The following is a 16,216-nucleotide window of genomic DNA, read 5'->3' as shown; positions in this document are numbered from 1 at the left end:
TCATGAATGGTTGCGCCGGATGGCGCGGTTCGCAGCCGGGATCGCGCCGCCTGGAAGCGAACCCCATTGCCGTGGTTCTGGCGTTAGTCACGGACCGCGAACCGGTACGATACCCCGCCGTGCCGGGACACACGAACCGCGTCTTTCCACTCGCCTGGGCTACCCCGGACGGACCGCGTGAGCCCCGTTCACTACGGGCACGGCCCGCGCACACGGCACGCGGCCCTCATTCGGCGTCCTGCCCCTCGGCCCCGCGCTTGCCCTGCGCGGCCCGCCGCCGCCGCGCCTCTTTGGGATCCACCACCAGCGGGCGATAGATCTCCACCCGGTCCCCATCGCGAAGCACCGCGTCCAAGGTCCGGCGGCGGCCGAACACCCCCACCGGATTTACTTTCAGGTCGATCTCGGGAAACTGTGTGAGTACCCCACAACGGCGGATCGCCTGCTCCAGGGTAGCACCCGGCGGGAGCTGCAAGACCATCAACACCTGCCGGTCGGGCCGGGCATAGGTCACCTCCACCCGCAGCGCCTCAGCGTTTCCCATACACCTCCACCGCGCGTCGCGTAAAAGCATCCACAAGGCTGTTGGTGATCTGGCTGAACACCGGGCCAATGGCCATGCTCAGGATGCGGTTGGCAAACTCGAACTGCATATCCAAGGAGACCTTGCTCGCCTGCTCCCCCAACGGATGGAAGCGCCAGAACCCATCCAGACGCCGGAACGGACCCTCCACCAGCCGGATCTCGATCATCTTGTCGCGCTGCAGCCGGTTGCAGGTGGTGAAGGACTTCTGGATGCCGTGCCAAGCCAACTCCAGAGTGGCCCGTACCTCGTCGTTCTTCTCATATAAGACCCGGGCCGAGCGGCACCAGGGAAGAAATTCCGGATAGGCCTCGAACCCGTTGACCAAAGCGAACATTTCTGCGGTGGAATAAGGTACCACCGCGCTCCTGCTGATACTCGTCACCGTCTTTCCACCTCGAGTCTGAATCCGTGCCGTGCCCGAACCGATCCCCGGCGCGGCCTTCACCCTGAACCGGGAGACCAAGCCGATGACGCTCGGCGCCTCATACCGTACCAGCAGACGCCGTGCACGGAAACCGGGGCGTGGACTCGCGCCCCGGGCGAGCACGCCATGGTGGACTGTCCGCCCATGACCCGCACCGCGAACCGACTGAGATACAAGCGGTCCGGTGGCAGCATAACGTCCGATCTGACGAAATCAATTCCCCGTTGCGCTTCCCGGTCCGAATCCGGATCCCGGCCATTTTGGGCGAATTGCCCGGCAGGCTCAACCGAAGGCCGCCGGGGCCGGCGGGCCAGCGCGCCGCTCCTGGTATACTGGCGCAATGGCCAAGAACAAGGACAATAAGGGGACCTCCGGAGACGGCAACCGGACCATCGCCCTCAACAAGAAAGCGCGCCACGACTACAGCCTCGAGGAACGCTTCGAGGCGGGCTTGGTATTGCAGGGCTGGGAGGTGAAAAGCATGCGCGCCGGCCGGGTACAGCTCAAGGAGAGCTACGTCCTAGTCAAGGACGAGGAAGCGTGGCTGTTTGGGGCCCATATTTCACCCCTGACCAGCGCCTCCACCCATGTGCAGCCCGACCCCACCCGCACCCGCAAGCTGCTGCTCCACGCGCGCGAACTCAGCAAGCTGATCGGCGCCGTGGAACGCCGCGGCTACACCCTGATCCCGCTGGCCCTGTACTGGAAACGGGGCCGCGCCAAGCTCGAGGTCGCCCTGGCCAAGGGCAAGAAGGCCCACGACAAGCGCGCCACCGAGAAGGAGCGCGACTGGGATCGGGAGAAACAGCGCATCATGCGCCACGGCTGAAGGCAATCGGCGCGGGCGCACCCATCCTATTGAAGAACCCGCGGCCCCAGCCGCCAATCTCCCGTGGAGCGGGCGATTCCGCTGCGCTATACTATGGCAGTTCTGGGGGCGACCTGGATTCGACGTGGGTTGCGAAACCGGAGGTGCATGCCGAGGATGCAGGTTCCCTCGTAAATCCATCTGCAAACGATAGTTGCCAACGACGACAACTACGCACTCGCCGCTTAATACCCGGTAGGGTGCCGTCGGACTGGAGCCGTGCCTGTGCGTCCAGATCTCCGGCGTCATCTCTCATAGGATCGCGGTGACGCTCTCCCGGGGCGAATCCGCTAAATCCACACTGGGATCGCCGTCGACATGCCCTGCCCGTCGGGTGGCTGGCGGTTAAATCCAAAGACTGGGATAAGCATGTAGAGCCAAAGGCGGAGAACTTACGGACGCGGGTTCGATTCCCGCCGCCTCCACCACTACCGGCCCTGACGCCTCGTCAGGGCCGTTTTTTTTCGGGACGGCCACGGATGGCCACCTACCGGGGCGAAAAGGGCGCGCGGCGCTCCGTTCGGCACACCACACCCCACCCTTGCATCACAGTAATCCACGGGTAAGAATACGGGCAACTGGAGAGCCGACAGTACGCGCAGCGCTCAAGGTCGCGCCGTATCTGTTCGCCCGCCCGGGGGAACTCAGGATGATGCGCTGGGCCGATGTGGACCTGGACGGCGGGAAGTGGCGTTACACCGCCAGCAAGACCCGCACCGAGCACCTGGTGCCGCTCGCCCCGCAGGTGGTGAAGATCCTCGGGGATCTGCGCCCGCTCACCGCGCACCAAACATGGGTGTTCCTCGGTCAGTGGATGAAAGTTTATTTCAAGTACTCTGATACTCTGACCCCTTGATTCCCATCTCAGCGTTCATCGATAACGCCTTCCGTGACGGCGCCTTCCCGACCGCCGGCACCGCCATCACGAAGGTATCGCCGCCTGTTTCACGATTCTCGAAGGACAACGGCCACGGGCGAAAGAAGCAGACGCTGCTGGACAAGCTGGCCGCCTTCTTTGAGCGGTATTTCGGGCTGATGAGTTAATTGCGTATGGGCCTCGGCTCAGCGATGCGCAACGAAAGGGAGGGCGCTTAATGCGTTTCAGCCCGACATGGTACCTCTTGGAACAGGAGGGGCTGCTGGCGCAGGCCTGCCTCTGCAATGGCCTGACGGCCCTGCGTTGCGCCAATTTAGGCGACAAGAAAGGTCTTTTCTATTCGGCTTTTTTCGAACTATCGATTGGTTTTGAGCGGGTGTTGAAGCTGGTCTTGATCCTCGACCATATGGCGCACAATCAGCTGGTTCCTCCCGACAGCAAAACCGTCGAGGAGTACGGGCACAAGCTTCGCGCCATCTTCGACGCCGCAAAGGCCGTCTGCGCCGCGCGCGGCGTAACCGCACTGGATGGATTTCAATCCGATTCATTGCCGATCGTGATCCTGGGTTTCCTTGACGATTTCGCTCACCCCGGTGGGCGCTATTCCAACATCAACAAGCTTACCGGCCACAGGCATCAGGCGATGGTCGACCCCATCGCCCGGTGGGGCGAGATTGCGAGCCAGATCATGCGCACCCAGGCTACGCCCCGGGAGCGCGAACGTGCGCAGATGAACGGTCGCGTCACGAGCATTGCGTTTGGCGATGCTGCAGTCAGTCTGATGAGTGATCTCAACCAGCAACGGATGGATGTAGCACCGCTGCATGTCCGAGCCTCGGAACTGGATACCGCCGCCAAGTACGCCATCTACGCACTGGTCACCCTGATCGCCGCGTTGCGCGATGTCATCGCCTCGCTTTGTGACAGCGCGCGGGCGGTCAATCACGCCGCTCAATCCGGTGCGGCCGAGGTGCCAACCATGAAAGAGTTCCTCCAGTTCGCCTGGCCAGACAAACAGTACGTGATGCGGAAGCGGCAGTAGCCATGATCGCCGGCACCAATAAACCCATCCGCATCAGCAGCGCGGAACTCCTGACCTTCATCTGTCCCAGCGGCGTGCAGGGCATCGAGACACGCGACGACGATATCGCCCGGAGCAGCAAAGAGTGGGAGTGGAAATGAGCAAGAGAAAGCCACCGCAAATCCCGGAGAAAAAAGAGGTGTCCCTGGTCCGCTCCTCGGCAGCCGAGTACCTGACCTTTGTGGCTGCCACCGGTGGCGGTGGCGTTGAGGCCGCCTATGCCGACGAGAGCATCTGGCTGACCCAGAAGATGATGGGGGTGCTCTACGACGTGAACGTGCGCACAGTGAATGAGCACCTGAAAAAGATCTTTGTCGACAGCGAGCTGCAGGAAGATTCAGTTATCCGGAAATTCCGGATAACTGCCTCCGACGGCAAGAACTACAACACCCTGCACTACAAGCTCCCCGCCATCATCGCCGTGGGCTACAAGGTCAACTCCGAGCGCGCGGTGCAGTTCCGCAAGTGGGCCACGGGCGTCATCGAGCAGTTCACCATCAAGGCCTACGTGATGGACGATGAGCGCATCAAGGCGGGCGGCTCCATCCTCACCGAGCAGTATTTCGAAGAGCAGTTGCAGCGCATCCGCGAGATCCGCCTCTCGGAGCGCAAGTTCTACCAAAAGATCACCGACATCTACGCCACGGCGGTCGACTACGACGTGACGGCGCAGGCCACCAAGCGCTTTTTCGCCACCGTGCAAAACAAGCTGCATTGGGCCATTCACGGCCAGACCGCGGCCGAGGCCATCTACCAGCGTGCAGATGCCGGCAAAGACCACATGGGGTTGACCACCTGGAAGGATGCGCCCAGCGGCAAGATCCAGAAATTCGATGTGGTGGTGGCCAAGAACTACCTCACCGAGCACGAAATGGCGCAACTCTCCCGCCTGGTGAACGCCTATCTGGACGTGGCCGAGGACATGGCACAGCGCAAGATCCCGATGACCATGCAGGATTGGGAATCCCGTCTGAACCGTTTCATTGAGGCCACCGACCGGGAAGTGTTGCAGGACGCCGGCAAGGTCACGGCGGAAATCGCCAAGGCCCACGCCGAAAGCGAATTCGAAATATATCGCATCGTGCAGGACCGGCTGTTCGAGAGCGACTTTGACCAGCTTATCAAGCAAATCGACGCGGCCAGCCAACCAGACAACGATAAGAAATAGGTCCGATGGCCATGAAGAAGCGCGCGCCCGGTTGGAGCGACGTCAAAACCAAGCTGGGCGACTTCGATCGTGCTGGCCTGATCGGTCTGGTGCAGGACCTGTACGCAGCCAGCAAGGACACAAGCCCTTCTTCACGCGCGCTTCGAGCTGGGCGACGACGTGCTGAAGCCGTACAAGGCCACGATAGATCGCTGGCTCTGGCCGGATGTGTTCAAGAACCAGGACACCTCGGTGGCCAAGGCCAAGAAGGCCATTGGCCAGCCGGAAGGGTTGGCTGAACTCATGGTGTTCTACTGCGAGTGCGCAGCCGGCTTCAGCAATGATGTCGGCTTGCAGGACGAGGGTTACTTTGCTGCGCTGGTCCAGATGTTCAGGAAGGCCATGAAGACCATCGATGCGCTGCCTGAAGATTGCAAACCCGCATTGATGGCGCGCCTGGATTCCGTGCGCCACATCAGCCACAACTTCGGCTATGGCGTCGGCGACGACATGAACGATCTCCTTGCAGAGTTCGAATTTGATGACAGATCGCGATGAACTGACTGCACTGCGAGCCGAGAACACGCGCTTGATCGCGTTGCTCGAATCGCACGGAATGGAGTGGCGTCCGTCGTCAAAGGCGGCGACTCCGCAACCGGAGCCGTCCCGGCTGTCCACCGAAGAAAAGGTTGCACTGTTTCGCCGACTGTTCCGTGGTCGCACCGACGTCTACCCCGTCCGTTGGGAAAGCAAGACCACCGGCAAATCGGGCTACGCGCCGGCCTGCGCGAATGAGTGGCGCGCTGGCTTGTGCGAGAAGCCGCGCATCAAGTGCGGTGATTGCAGCAATCGCCTTCTGACCCCGCTGTCGGACGCGGTGATCTACAACCATCTGGCCGGTGAGCATACGGTCGGCGTCTATCCGCTGATGGAGGACGACAGCTGCTACTTCCTGGCCGTCGATTTCGACGAGGCCGAATGGCGAGAAGATGCGCGAGCGTTCATGCAGTCCTGCGATGAGCTCGGTGTACCGACCGCGCTGGAAATTTCTCGCTCCGGGAAAGGCGCACACGCTTGGGTGTTCTTCGCCGGCCGTGTCTCGGCCAGTGATGCGCGGCGGCTAGGCACGGCCATCATCAGCCATACCTGCACACGCACGCGGCAGCTCCAACTCGCCTCCTACGACCGGTTGTTCCCCAACCAGGACACGATGCCCAAGGGCGGCTTCGGCAACCTGATTGCCTTACCGCTGCAAAAGGCGTCGAGGGAGATGGGTTTCAGCGTATTCGTCGATGCTGATCTGTGCCCATATGCGGATCAATGGGCCTTCCTGGCTTCCATCCAGTCGATGTCAGCAGTCGATATCGGACCGACCATCCTGCGGGCCACCGGTGGCGTCCATCCATTGGACGTTACCTTTATCGACGACGAAGACTTGGCGACGCCTTGGAAGTGCGAGAGCACTTCGCCCCGGAAGTTGGCCGGAAGAATGCCAAGTTCGCTGACCGTGACGCTGGCCAACCTGATCTACTTCGGAAAAGCCCAGTTGCCGCAGGCGCTGGCCAACCGCCTGATCCGCCTGGCGGCCTTCCAGAATCCCGAGTTCTACAAGGCCCAGGCGATGCGGATGTCGGTGTGGGACAAACCGCGCGTCATCGGCTGCGCTGAGAACTACCCTCAGCACATCGCACTGCCTCGCGGCTGCCTGGACGCTGCCCTGTCATTGCTCCGTGACAACGACATCGCCTGTGATCTGAAGGACGAGCGTTTCGCCGGTGCACCTCTGGACGTCGCCTTCGTCGGCACCCTCCGCATTGACCAGGAGACGGCAGTCGCGGCGATGCTGCAACACGATGCCGGCGTGCTCTGCGCGCCGACCGCATTCGGCAAGACGGTGACGGCCGCTGCAATGATTGCGCGGCGGGGAGTGAACACTTTGGTTCTTGTGCATCGCACCGAACTACTCAAGCAATGGCAGGAACGCCTGCAGGCCTTTCTTGGCGTCGGCAAGGGGGTTGTCGGCACCATCGGCGGCGGCAAGGCCAGGCCTACCGGCAGGATCGATATCGCGGTGATGCAGTCCTTGTCCCGCCAGGGCGAGGTGAACCCGCTGGTTGAGGACTACGGGCAGGTGATCGTCGACGAGTGCCATCACGTTGGTGCCGTGTCCTTCGACGCCATCCTGAAGAGAACCAGGGCGAAATACGTGCTCGGCCTGACGGCGACGCCGATCCGTCGCGACGGTCAGCAGCCGATTATCTTCATGCAGTGCGGGCCGATCCGCCACACGGCGGCCACACCCGCCGGTGCTCCCCGGGATTTGGAGGTCGTGCCACGGTCACGCTTCGCACGGATCGATCTGCCATCCGAAGCCGGAATTCAGGATGTGTTCCGTCACCTGGCCAACGATCAGGACCGTACCAGCGCGATCGCAGCAGAAATTCAGGGCGCTTTCGCACAGGGCCGCAAGGTTCTGGTGCTGACCGAGCGGACCGAGCATCTCGACGCCATTCGCGCTGCGCTGAATGGGCATGAGCCGGGCCCGTTGGTGTTACACGGCCGAATGTCGAAGAAGCAGCGAGGCGCCCTCATTGCTCAGCTGGACGCCTTACCGCCCGAAGCGCCGCGCATCCTTCTGGCGACTGGAAAGCTGGTCGGTGAGGGTTTCGACCATCCCCCTCTCGATACCCTGGTACTGGCGATGCCGGTTTCCTGGAAGGGAACGCTGCAGCAGTACGCCGGCCGCCTGCACCGGGAGCACGCATCCAAGACCGGGGTTCGGATCATCGATTTCGTCGACACCGGCCACCCGGCATTGCTCCGAATGTGGGACAAGCGCCAGCGCGGGTACCGGGCAATGGGCTACCGGATCGCTGCGGAAGCGGGCGGTTCATGAACCGGTCTTTGCGACATTCCGCAGGCGCTTGCACCGGTCCGAAACGACTGACCGAGGACCCAGTTCTGCGGTCAACCATCCGCCGCCAATATAGAAACCCCAACCGTTCTCGGTTGGGGTTTTTTCTTGCCTGATCGCGCCGGTTCCCGCGTGTTGTTGAGGGCGCGAAAAGGGGAAAAGGGGACGGAGGGAATAATTATTAACCAGCCCGGGGCTGCTTCCTCGGCCGTCCCCGGCGCATCTGCCCGGCCGTGATTCCGTACCGATGCGCAATCCGCAGCTGAAACCGATCGTCTCCGACCGGTTGGCAGTAATGTGCGGCCTTGCGGATCAGGTCCAGGTCCGCTTGCCTCAGCGGGCGCTCAAACAGGGCCCGATACGCATGGCGCCTCAGGTCTGCGGTCCCACCCAGCCGTCCGTACACCTCGTGCGGCTCCAGCCAATCTCCCTCGCCCCAGGCATTGAATCCATAGCTCGACCACCGATATTCGCCGGGGCGGCGGACCATACCGGCGCGCACAGGATTCAGTTCGATGTACCGGTAGCAACAGAGCAGATAGCGTTCCGAGTCGACCAGGCTCGAGCGATGGCGCCCCTCCCACAGCGTCCCCGTACGCCGGTAACGGAGATTGACGTAACGCGCATAACAGCTGCCCACGACCTTCATGGCACGCGAGACCGCGTCCTCCACCGTCGGCGTGACGAGAAAATGCACGTGGTTGGTCATCAGACAGTAGGCGTGGACCGCCACACCGTAACGCCTCGCCATCCGCCGCCACAGATCGAGGTAGGCCCGATAGTCGTCCGGCCCCTGGAAACACGCCCCCCGATTATTGCCGCGCTGGACAACGTGATAGGGCAGCCCGGCGATGTACATCCGCACACGCCTCGGCATGGCAATCCTTTGCTCCGCCGGATCAAAACGCCATCTTCACAATTCGAAGCACTGCCGGTCAAGCCCGGCCAACGGCGTCATTGAGCACTAAATATTCCCTCCGTCCCCATTTTGCGATAGCGGGTCGTACTGCCCGGAATTGAAATGGTCCACCAGAAATTTCTGCATCTGTGCCAATGCCTGGTCCTGCGCGGCCAGATGGTCCAGGACCGCCCGAATCTCCTCCTCGGATTTTATGTTGACCTGATAGTCGTTCTGCGCCTCTACGCGATCCCGTTGCGCCTGGCGATTCTGGCTCATCATGATGATCGGGGCGGCATACGCGGCCTGCATTGAAAGCACGAGATTCATCAGGATGAACGGGTACGGATCCCAGTGGTTCAGGTATGCCGTAACATTCAAAATGATCCATGCCGTCAACAGGACCGATTGCACGATGATGAAATTCCAGGAGCCCATCACCGCGGCTACGCGATCAGCGGTGCGTTGGCCAAAGGTCGAACGTTGCTCGAGCACCTCGTTGACGTTGCGAACTTTCGAGTGCTTGTGTTGATATGGGTTCGGGAATCGTACAAATCGCATGAGAAAACCCTCGCCTCGCTGTTACTCGTGGGTGGAATAAAACCAGTCCGGACCAATTCCAAAGACGTCAGTCTAGCCCGAATGGCATTTACTCGGTGGCCGAAGCGTGGAAAAAACGGTCACGGAACTCGTGGAAAAAGCCGTGCCCATCCGCGCGTTCCGTGGCGTCCATACCCGATCTCAACCCCGTTTTGGACGGTTTCAAGGTCTGGCTCTTGGGTAGCCTGGATACCGGCCGCAGGCCAGAATTCGCGGATTGCGCCGCGCTGGAAGCCCAGTCCCTGGATTCCGCTGCGTTCGATACCGGCTACGGCGAACGGCACAATGGCCATGGGGAAGCCATGGACCAAGCCCGAAACAGCGTGTCCTCGCGTCCCACGCCGAGCGCTGGAAGAGGTCCGCGATCTCACATATATCGATCAGTGCTGGTTGAGATCCGCAGGCGCCACGGCATGGATCGTCGGCCCACCCAACGCCAGATGCACCGCACGGGCGTGGTCGACCGCGCGACTCGGACATAAACCCAGCTACCGTCAACATCCTCACCTCCGCCAGGCGCAGCCGTTGTGGCGCGCACTGGCCGGCGGATGACACACCCAGCATTATTGCACTGCACACACGGGCCACCAGTGCTATCCTTGAAATTCGCGCCGGACAGGACGGTAGCTCGCCACCATAAAGTCCATGGCCATGCAGCAGCCGTCCACACCGCTGTTTGTCTTGATCGATGCGGGAACTGTTTGAGGGGATTTCGCAGACTCAGAATAATCTCCGCCGGTTTCCCACCGCCGCCCAGTAAAATCCACACCGTTTCGCGAGTGCCGTCGCAGGAGAACCACAATATGCCCGATCAGGAAGCCGCCACCGACGGACTTGCCGTCCATCACGACCGTATCGCCTTACTCCGCGAGACGCTGCGCGCACCCGGCCGCTACATGGAGCCGTGGTACCTCGCGTATCTGTTGCTCGGCGCGGTCACTGCGGGACTCGTACCCATATTGTTACCACTGATGATTGTGGCGGTCTCTCACAAACTCAGCACGGTCGCCTATGTAATGGGTGTTTTCAATCTCGGGCTGCTGACTTCCCCGGCGTGGGGCCTGTTGGCCGAGCGGGGTCGACTCTACCGGGGGGTTTTCTTCGGAGGCTTCGTCGCAGTGCTGTCCGGCCTCATCGTCATGCCGTTGGTCGCCAGCGCGGGGCCGTGGATGGTGCTGGCATTTGTAATCGGCGCTGGAACAGCGGCCGCGGCGACCGTGGCGAGTCTATTCGTGCTCGATTTCGCGCCACGCACTGAGTGGGAACCGCGCATCGGCTGGCTGCAAAGCTTTAACGGCGCCGGTCAGGTGGTTGGATTGTTGCTCGCCGGCGTATTCTCCCATGGGCACTACGCGGCGGGGCTGTGGGTAGCAGCGCTGCTGCTCGCCCCGGCCCTGTATCTCGGCGGGCGCGGGCTGCCGATAGCCCGGGAACGGCGTGCCGGGCGGGAACGCGATCCGCACCTGCACCTAAACGTACGAGCGCTCGCTGGCGTGCCGCGCGCGAATCTCCCAGGCGGCGGGTTGTTGCACCATTCCCATCACATCAACCTCGCCGCGCTACGATCGATCCGGGGTCTGCTCGGAACGCCCTTCGGGCGCTTTCTCGGATCTTGGTTTGCCCTGTCTATGGGCGTGGCCGGATTTTTCACCTATTTCCCGCTCCTGATGCGCAGCAGCTACGGAGTAGCTCCGTCCTGGACTTCGCTGACCTATGCGCTCGCCGCCGGGGTGGGCATCGCGCTGTTCATACTCTCGAGCCGCTGGGCCGCGCGTTCCGGCGCGGCGCATGTCTACCTCGCAGGGGTGGCGCTGCGGCTGGCGGGTTTTGGGTTATTGCTGGCGCTGTTCTTGGTACCGGCCGGCGCGAAGGCGGGGCTCAGTCTCGCCGGGTTCGCGGCGATCATGCTCGCCTGGCCGATCCTGAGCGTTTCCGGAACTGATCTGGCCGCACGGCTCGCGCCGATGGGGGAAGGCGCGGCCATGGGCCTATTCAACGCAAGCCAAGCCCTGGCAACCGTCCTCGGCACATTTGCCGCCGGCCCGCTGGTCCACGTGTTCGGCTATGGCGTCATACCGGTACTGGCACTCGCCGGGTTGCTCGCCGCGGGGGCGCTCGCCCGTGGCCTCGGCGATGCGGGCACTGTTCCGGACGACCCGCACGGCACAAGAACCGGCCAATGATTTCGCGAAACTTGTTTTACGGGTTCGTGCTTACGGACCGCAGGCTGTTAGCACGCACGGCGCGGTACGGGCTTGGTTTATGGCCGTTTCTTCTGATCGCAGGGTTGCGATACGCCGCGACGGCACCGCCACGCGGCCGGCAATACACGGGCGCGCGCCTCGCCGTTGTTCTCTGCATCTCCCTGGCCTGGAGCCCGGTGAGCACTGCCGCTCCGCACCCTGGCCTGCCCAACCCGCACATCACCCCTGGGACCCTCAACCGGGCGGTGACCCAAGTCAATCTCCATCACACCATCTGTGTGCCCGGCTACACCCGCACCATCCGTCCACCAGAACGCTATACGGAGGCGCTGAAGCGGCGCCAGTTGCGTGCCTATGGCTATCGCGATCAACACCTGCGGGACTATGAAGAGGACCACCTCGTGCCGTTGGAGTTGGGCGGCGCCCCTCGTGACCCGCGGAATCTATGGCCGGAACCCCGCTACGGACATTGGAACGCCCATCGCAAAGACCGCTTGGAGACCGCGCTGCACCGGCGCGTATGTCGCGGGGATGTCGCCCTGCGTACCGTCCAGTCCGCGTTCGAGCACGACTGGACCCGGGCATACCAGCGCTATCTCGGCACCCGGCGTCGCCAGCCCTAGCACACCATCCCTTATCCGGTCACCCCCAAGATGTCACCGCTTGCCCATCGCATAGTCATCACCTCCCCTATCCACGCGTAGTTTGACTTGCGTCAAGGACGGATGTCATCGAATATCCTACGATACGCACATGTCCTCACTGGTAGGTGAACTGGAGGGATCGACCGTGGATATGACCCCAAAATACGTCGTGGCAAATCCCCGCAACCTGGCGCTCGGATGGGCCGTCATCGCGCTCCTGTTGGTCGCTCCGCTCTTGCGCGCCGCGCCTGGCGCCCAGCAGCAACCCGGGGCGGTCACCTACCGTCCCGACCTCAGTTACACGTTGAAAACCCATATCGGCAAGGAAGGCATGGTCTACGTGGGGGTTGGGGGGGGTATCGACGGCGTGGTCAATCCGACGCTGAGGGTGCCGGTAAACGCCATAGTTCAGATCACGCTGGTCAATGCCGACGGCGCCGAACACGATCTGTCGGTACCGAAATTCAAGGCGCTGTCCGACCACGTCATGGGACTCGGGGCGAGTTCCTCCATCGTGTTCAAGGCCGATGCCGAAGGAACCTTTCCCTACTTCTGTACCCTGCCCGGTCACCGCCAGGCCGGCATGGAAGGCAAGCTCGTGGTCGGCCAGGAAAGGGCCGCGGCCGCCACACCGAAGCTGCCGGATGTTTCCCGCGATCCGGCCGACTTGCCTACGCCGATCGGAAAGCGTGGCGCCAAGCATGTACGGGTCAACCTGGATACACGGGAAATCGACTCCCAGCTTGCCGACGGCACGACCTACACCTACTGGACCTTCGATGGAAAAGTCCCCGGTCCCATGCTCCGGGTACGCGTCGGCGATACGGTTGAACTCCATCTGAAGAATGCCAAAGACAGTCGTATGATCCACTCCATCGACCTGCACGCGGTCACCGGACCCGGTGGCGGAGCGGCCGTCATGCAGGTTCCCCCGGGGCAGGAGCGCAGTTTCACCTTCAAGGCGTTGAAGCCGGGCGTATACGTTTACCACTGCGCGACCCCGATGGTGGCGGAACACATCGCCAACGGGATGTTCGGCCTAATCGTCGTCGAACCGGCCGGTGGCCTTCCTAAGGTAAGCCGGGAGTTCTACGTCATGCAGAGCGAACTGTACACCACGCGCCCGTTCGGATTCCATGGTCACCAGGAATTCGATGTGGCGCGGCTCCTGGCCGAACAACCCACGTATTTCGTCTTCAACGGCACCGTGGGAGCACTGACCAAGGATCACCCGATGCACGCCAAGGTGGGAGACACCGTGCGGATCTTCTTCGGGGTCGGCGGCCCCAACTTCACCTCGTCGTTCCACATGATCGGTGAGATCTTCGATAACGTCTACGAGTGGGGTTCGCTCCAAACGCCGCCGGACCACGGGGTGCAAACCGTCTCCGTTCCGCCCGGTGGGGCCACCATGGCCGATTTCCACCTCGAGGTCCCAGGGAAATACATCCTGGTGGATCACGCATTGTCACGCATGGAACTCGGACTGGCCGGTTACCTGCTCGTCACCGGCCCCGAAGACCCGCGCATCTACAGGGCGAACCCATAAGGCGCCGGAGCGGCCACGGCACGATCGGCTCACCGCTCGTAGGGCCAGTTCCAGTCGCTGAATTCCGGCTGATCATATCCCTCATGTGACGCGAACAGTAGGTTGGCGATAATCTGGTTCTTCATCTGCTCCTTGACGTGTGCCCCTGCGACTTGGAGCTGTGGGACACGGTTAATTACATCGATCACCAGATTGAACCGATCGATCTGGTTACGGATGGCCAGCTCCATAGGAGTATTGATGTTGCCGCATTCCTTATAGCCGCGTACGTGCAGGTTCCGAGAGTTGGTGCGCCGGTAGGCCAGCTTGTGGATTAGATAAGGATAACCGTGAAAATTGAACACCACCGGCTTATCACGCGTAAACAGGCCGTCAAAATCCCGATCTGATAGTCCGTGCTCGTGTTCCTTTTCCGGCAGCAGGCGGAACAGATCCACGACGTTGATGAAGCGCACCCTAAGAGCCGGGAAATGCGCGCGCAACAGGGCAGTGGCCGCCAGAGACTCCGTCGTAGATACATCCCCGGCGCAGGCCATGACCACGTCCGGTTCCGCTCCGCCGTCGCTGCTCGCCCAGTCCCATATGCCCACGCCCTTGGTGCAGTGTGTGATTGCCTCATCGATTGACAGGTATTGCAGATGGAACTGCTTATCCGAGACAATAACATTGACGTAATTGGTGCTGCGCAAACAATGATCCGAAACCGATAGTAGGCAGTTGGCATCGGGAGGAAGATAAATGCGCGTCACACGCGGGCTCTTGTTCGTCACGACGTCCAGGAAGCCCGGATCTTGGTGCGAAAATCCGTTGTGGTCCTGGCGCCAGACCGTCGAGGTAACCAGCAGATTCAGGGAGGAGATGCGCGCTCTCCACGGCACATCGAGGCACTTTTGGAGCCACTTTGCGTGCTGATTGAACATTGAATCGATCACATGGATAAACGCCTCATAGGAGGAGAGTAGCCCGTGGCGGCCCGTGAGGAGATAGCCCTCCAGCCAGCCCTCCAGCGTATGTTCGCTAAGCATTTCCATGACCCGCCCATTCGCCGACAGGTGCCCACCATCAGCGTCCTCCGGCAGGATCCCCGCCATCCAGGTCTTTCCCGTGACCTCATAGATGTCATCAAGCCGGTTGGACGCCGTCTCATCCGGCCCGAACACGCGAAACGTGTTCATGTTCTGCCTCATCGTGTCGCGCAGAAAACGACCGAGAACACGTGTGTTCTCTATTCGAATCCTTCCCGGCTGTGTCACCTCAACGGCGTAGTTACGAAAATCCGGAAGTCGCAGTGCCTTGCGCACGAGACCGCCGTTGGTCACCGGATTGGCGCTCATGCGTCGCATGCCCGTGGGCGCCAGCTCCCTGAGTTCCGGAATGAGCCGGCCATTCGAATCGAAAAGGCGTTCGGGTTCATAACCACGCAGCCAGCGCTCAAGCAACGCGAGATGCAGCGGGTTGTCGTGGACGGCGAACGGCACTTGGTGCGCCCGCCAGGAACCCTCCAACTTATGTCCGTCTATTTTTTGCGGGCAAGTCCAGCCCTTGGGAGTACGTAATACAATCATCGGCCACTGCGGCAGCCCCTGCAGACCCGGGCCACGCGCTTGCGCTTGAATGGCATGGATCTCGCCGAGCACGTCTTCCAAGGTCCGTGCTAAGAGCTGATGCACGGTGTCGGGATCGTCGCCATCCACGAAGTACGGATGGTAACCGTATCCACTGAACAGGCTCTCGAGTTGGTCACGGCCGATACGCGCAAAGATACTGGGATTGGCGATCTTATACCCATTGAGATTGAGGATCGGCAGCACGGCACCGTCGCACGCCGGATTGAGAAATTTGTTGGAGTGCCATGAGGTGGCCAGGGGCCCGGTCTCGGCCTCCCCGTCCCCAACCACCACGGCCACGACCAGGTCGGGACAGTCGAATGCGGCGCCGAAGGCGTGCGATAGACTGTAGCCAAGCTCCCCACCCTCATGGATAGATCCGGGGGTCTCTGGGGTGCAGTGACTACCAATTCCGCCCGGAAAAGAAAACTGTTTGAGAAAATGGCGCAATCCGTCCACATCCCCACCGCAGTCCGGGTAGAATTCCGCATACGTCCCCTCCAGGTACGCATGCGAGAGCATGGACGGTGCGCCGTGTCCGGGTCCGGAAAGAAAAATCACGTCGAGGTCATCGCGTTTGATAAGCCGGTTCAAATGGACCCATACCAAGGTCTGGGCTGGATCCGATCCCCAGTGGCCCAACAGTCGCTTCTTGATGTGGTCGATCCGGAGCGGCTCCTTGAGTAACGGATTGTCGCGCAAATAGAGCATCGCGGCGCAGAGATACAGGCTCGCGCGCCAGTAGTCGTCCGTCTTACGCAGTTCATCCGGCGAAAGTGCATTGGATCCCTGAGCTATCTTAGTCATCACTGACCTC

General features: G+C 61.6%; 14 protein-coding genes, 1 other RNA gene and 1 pseudogene. 11 read left to right on the top strand and 5 right to left on the bottom strand.

Going from position 1 to position 16,216, the window contains the following annotated elements:
• Positions 1–226: 226 nt before the first annotated feature.
• Both B7Z66_09415 and B7Z66_09410 read right to left on the bottom strand, forming a co-directional pair.
• Positions 227–544: an RnfH family protein gene (locus tag B7Z66_09415; GenBank protein OYV76283.1), complete on the bottom strand. Its 318-nt coding sequence runs from the start codon at positions 542–544 to the stop codon at positions 227–229.
• Positions 531–968 carry a ubiquinone-binding protein gene (locus tag B7Z66_09410; GenBank protein ID OYV76304.1) on the bottom strand — a complete coding sequence of 146 codons (438 nt, stop codon included), beginning with the start codon at positions 966–968 and terminating at the stop codon, positions 531–533. Before B7Z66_09410 ends, B7Z66_09415 begins: the two co-directional genes overlap by 14 nt.
• A 382-nt stretch (positions 969–1,350) precedes the next feature.
• Between B7Z66_09410 and B7Z66_09405 the strand changes: the two genes are divergently transcribed.
• The 8 genes and pseudogenes from B7Z66_09405 (at position 1,351) to B7Z66_09370 (ending at position 7,879) form a co-directional block, all read left to right on the top strand.
• Entirely contained in the window at positions 1,351–1,839 is a 489-nt protein-coding gene (locus B7Z66_09405) for an SsrA-binding protein (GenBank protein ID OYV76282.1), read from the top strand.
• 104 nt (positions 1,840–1,943) lie between these two features.
• Positions 1,944–2,306, top strand: a transfer-messenger RNA (tmRNA) gene (ssrA, locus tag B7Z66_09400).
• Between the two features lie 221 nt (positions 2,307–2,527).
• Positions 2,528–2,734 carry a hypothetical protein gene (locus B7Z66_09395; protein ID OYV76281.1) on the top strand — a complete coding sequence of 69 codons (207 nt, stop codon included), beginning with the start codon at positions 2,528–2,530 and terminating at the stop codon, positions 2,732–2,734.
• Entirely contained in the window at positions 2,731–2,922 is a 192-nt protein-coding gene (locus B7Z66_09390) for a hypothetical protein (protein ID OYV76280.1), read from the top strand. The genes B7Z66_09395 and B7Z66_09390 overlap by 4 nt, the downstream gene beginning before the upstream one ends.
• 50 nt (positions 2,923–2,972) lie before the next feature.
• The gene (locus B7Z66_09385; protein ID OYV76279.1) at positions 2,973–3,797 is read left to right on the top strand and encodes a hypothetical protein; all 825 of its coding nucleotides are present in this window, start codon (positions 2,973–2,975) and stop codon (positions 3,795–3,797) included.
• A 160-nt stretch (positions 3,798–3,957) separates the two neighbouring features.
• Positions 3,958–5,004 carry a cell filamentation protein Fic gene (locus B7Z66_09380; GenBank protein OYV76303.1) on the top strand — a complete coding sequence of 349 codons (1,047 nt, stop codon included), beginning with the start codon at positions 3,958–3,960 and terminating at the stop codon, positions 5,002–5,004.
• An 11-nt stretch (positions 5,005–5,015) separates the two neighbouring features.
• Positions 5,016–5,541: pseudogene (locus B7Z66_09375) on the top strand (hypothetical protein).
• Positions 5,525–7,879: a DEAD/DEAH box helicase gene (locus B7Z66_09370; GenBank protein OYV76278.1), complete on the top strand. Its 2,355-nt coding sequence runs from the start codon at positions 5,525–5,527 to the stop codon at positions 7,877–7,879. The pseudogene B7Z66_09375 and the gene B7Z66_09370 overlap by 17 nt, the downstream one beginning before the upstream one ends.
• Positions 7,880–8,078: 199 nt before the next feature.
• Here the strand turns inward: B7Z66_09370 and B7Z66_09365 are convergent, their stop codons facing one another.
• Both B7Z66_09365 and B7Z66_09360 read right to left on the bottom strand, forming a co-directional pair.
• Entirely contained in the window at positions 8,079–8,774 is a 696-nt protein-coding gene (locus B7Z66_09365) for a hypothetical protein (GenBank protein OYV76277.1), read from the bottom strand.
• An 87-nt stretch (positions 8,775–8,861) separates the two neighbouring features.
• Entirely contained in the window at positions 8,862–9,356 is a 495-nt protein-coding gene (locus B7Z66_09360; GenBank protein ID OYV76276.1) for a hypothetical protein, read from the bottom strand.
• Between the two features lie 587 nt (positions 9,357–9,943).
• Between B7Z66_09360 and B7Z66_09355 the strand changes: the two genes are divergently transcribed.
• The 3 genes from B7Z66_09355 to B7Z66_09345 all read left to right on the top strand — a co-directional run bounded on the left by B7Z66_09355 (position 9,944) and on the right by B7Z66_09345 (position 13,792).
• Positions 9,944–11,578, top strand: coding sequence for a hypothetical protein (locus tag B7Z66_09355; GenBank protein OYV76275.1), 1,635 nt, complete (start codon positions 9,944–9,946; stop codon positions 11,576–11,578).
• A 176-nt stretch (positions 11,579–11,754) separates the two neighbouring features.
• Entirely contained in the window at positions 11,755–12,222 is a 468-nt protein-coding gene (locus tag B7Z66_09350; protein ID OYV76302.1) for a hypothetical protein, read from the top strand.
• Positions 12,223–12,394: 172 nt separating this feature from the next.
• Entirely contained in the window at positions 12,395–13,792 is a 1,398-nt protein-coding gene (locus tag B7Z66_09345; GenBank protein ID OYV76301.1) for a nitrite reductase, copper-containing, read from the top strand.
• A gap of 29 nt (positions 13,793–13,821) precedes the next feature.
• Here the strand turns inward: B7Z66_09345 and B7Z66_09340 are convergent, their stop codons facing one another.
• The gene (locus tag B7Z66_09340; protein OYV76274.1) at positions 13,822–16,206 is read right to left on the bottom strand and encodes a phosphoketolase; all 2,385 of its coding nucleotides are present in this window, start codon (positions 16,204–16,206) and stop codon (positions 13,822–13,824) included.
• Positions 16,207–16,216 lie beyond the last annotated feature (10 nt).

This window comes from Chromatiales bacterium 21-64-14, assembly GCA_002255365.1.
Classification (GTDB): domain Bacteria; phylum Pseudomonadota; class Gammaproteobacteria; order 21-64-14; family 21-64-14; genus 21-64-14.
The sequence above is the reverse complement of the archived record's forward strand: the minus strand, read 5'-3'. Positions and strand labels throughout refer to the sequence as shown.

Excerpts from the sequence above, each read along its gene's own strand:
- B7Z66_09395 (OYV76281.1), top strand. The coding sequence starts at position 2,528 with ATGATGCGCTGGGCCGATGTGGACCTGGACGGCGGGAAGTGGCGTTAC.
- B7Z66_09405 (OYV76282.1), top strand. The coding sequence starts at position 1,351 with ATGGCCAAGAACAAGGACAATAAGGGGACCTCCGGAGACGGCAACCGG.
- B7Z66_09370 (OYV76278.1), top strand. The coding sequence starts at position 5,525 with ATGACAGATCGCGATGAACTGACTGCACTGCGAGCCGAGAACACGCGC.
- B7Z66_09340 (OYV76274.1), bottom strand. The coding sequence starts at position 16,206 with ATGACTAAGATAGCTCAGGGATCCAATGCACTTTCGCCGGATGAACTG.
- B7Z66_09355 (OYV76275.1), top strand. The coding sequence starts at position 9,944 with ATGACACACCCAGCATTATTGCACTGCACACACGGGCCACCAGTGCTA.
- B7Z66_09415 (OYV76283.1), bottom strand. The coding sequence starts at position 544 with ATGGGAAACGCTGAGGCGCTGCGGGTGGAGGTGACCTATGCCCGGCCC.
- B7Z66_09385 (OYV76279.1), top strand. The coding sequence starts at position 2,973 with ATGCGTTTCAGCCCGACATGGTACCTCTTGGAACAGGAGGGGCTGCTG.
- B7Z66_09360 (OYV76276.1), bottom strand. The coding sequence starts at position 9,356 with ATGCGATTTGTACGATTCCCGAACCCATATCAACACAAGCACTCGAAA.
- B7Z66_09345 (OYV76301.1), top strand. The coding sequence starts at position 12,395 with ATGACCCCAAAATACGTCGTGGCAAATCCCCGCAACCTGGCGCTCGGA.
- B7Z66_09365 (OYV76277.1), bottom strand. The coding sequence starts at position 8,774 with ATGCCGAGGCGTGTGCGGATGTACATCGCCGGGCTGCCCTATCACGTT.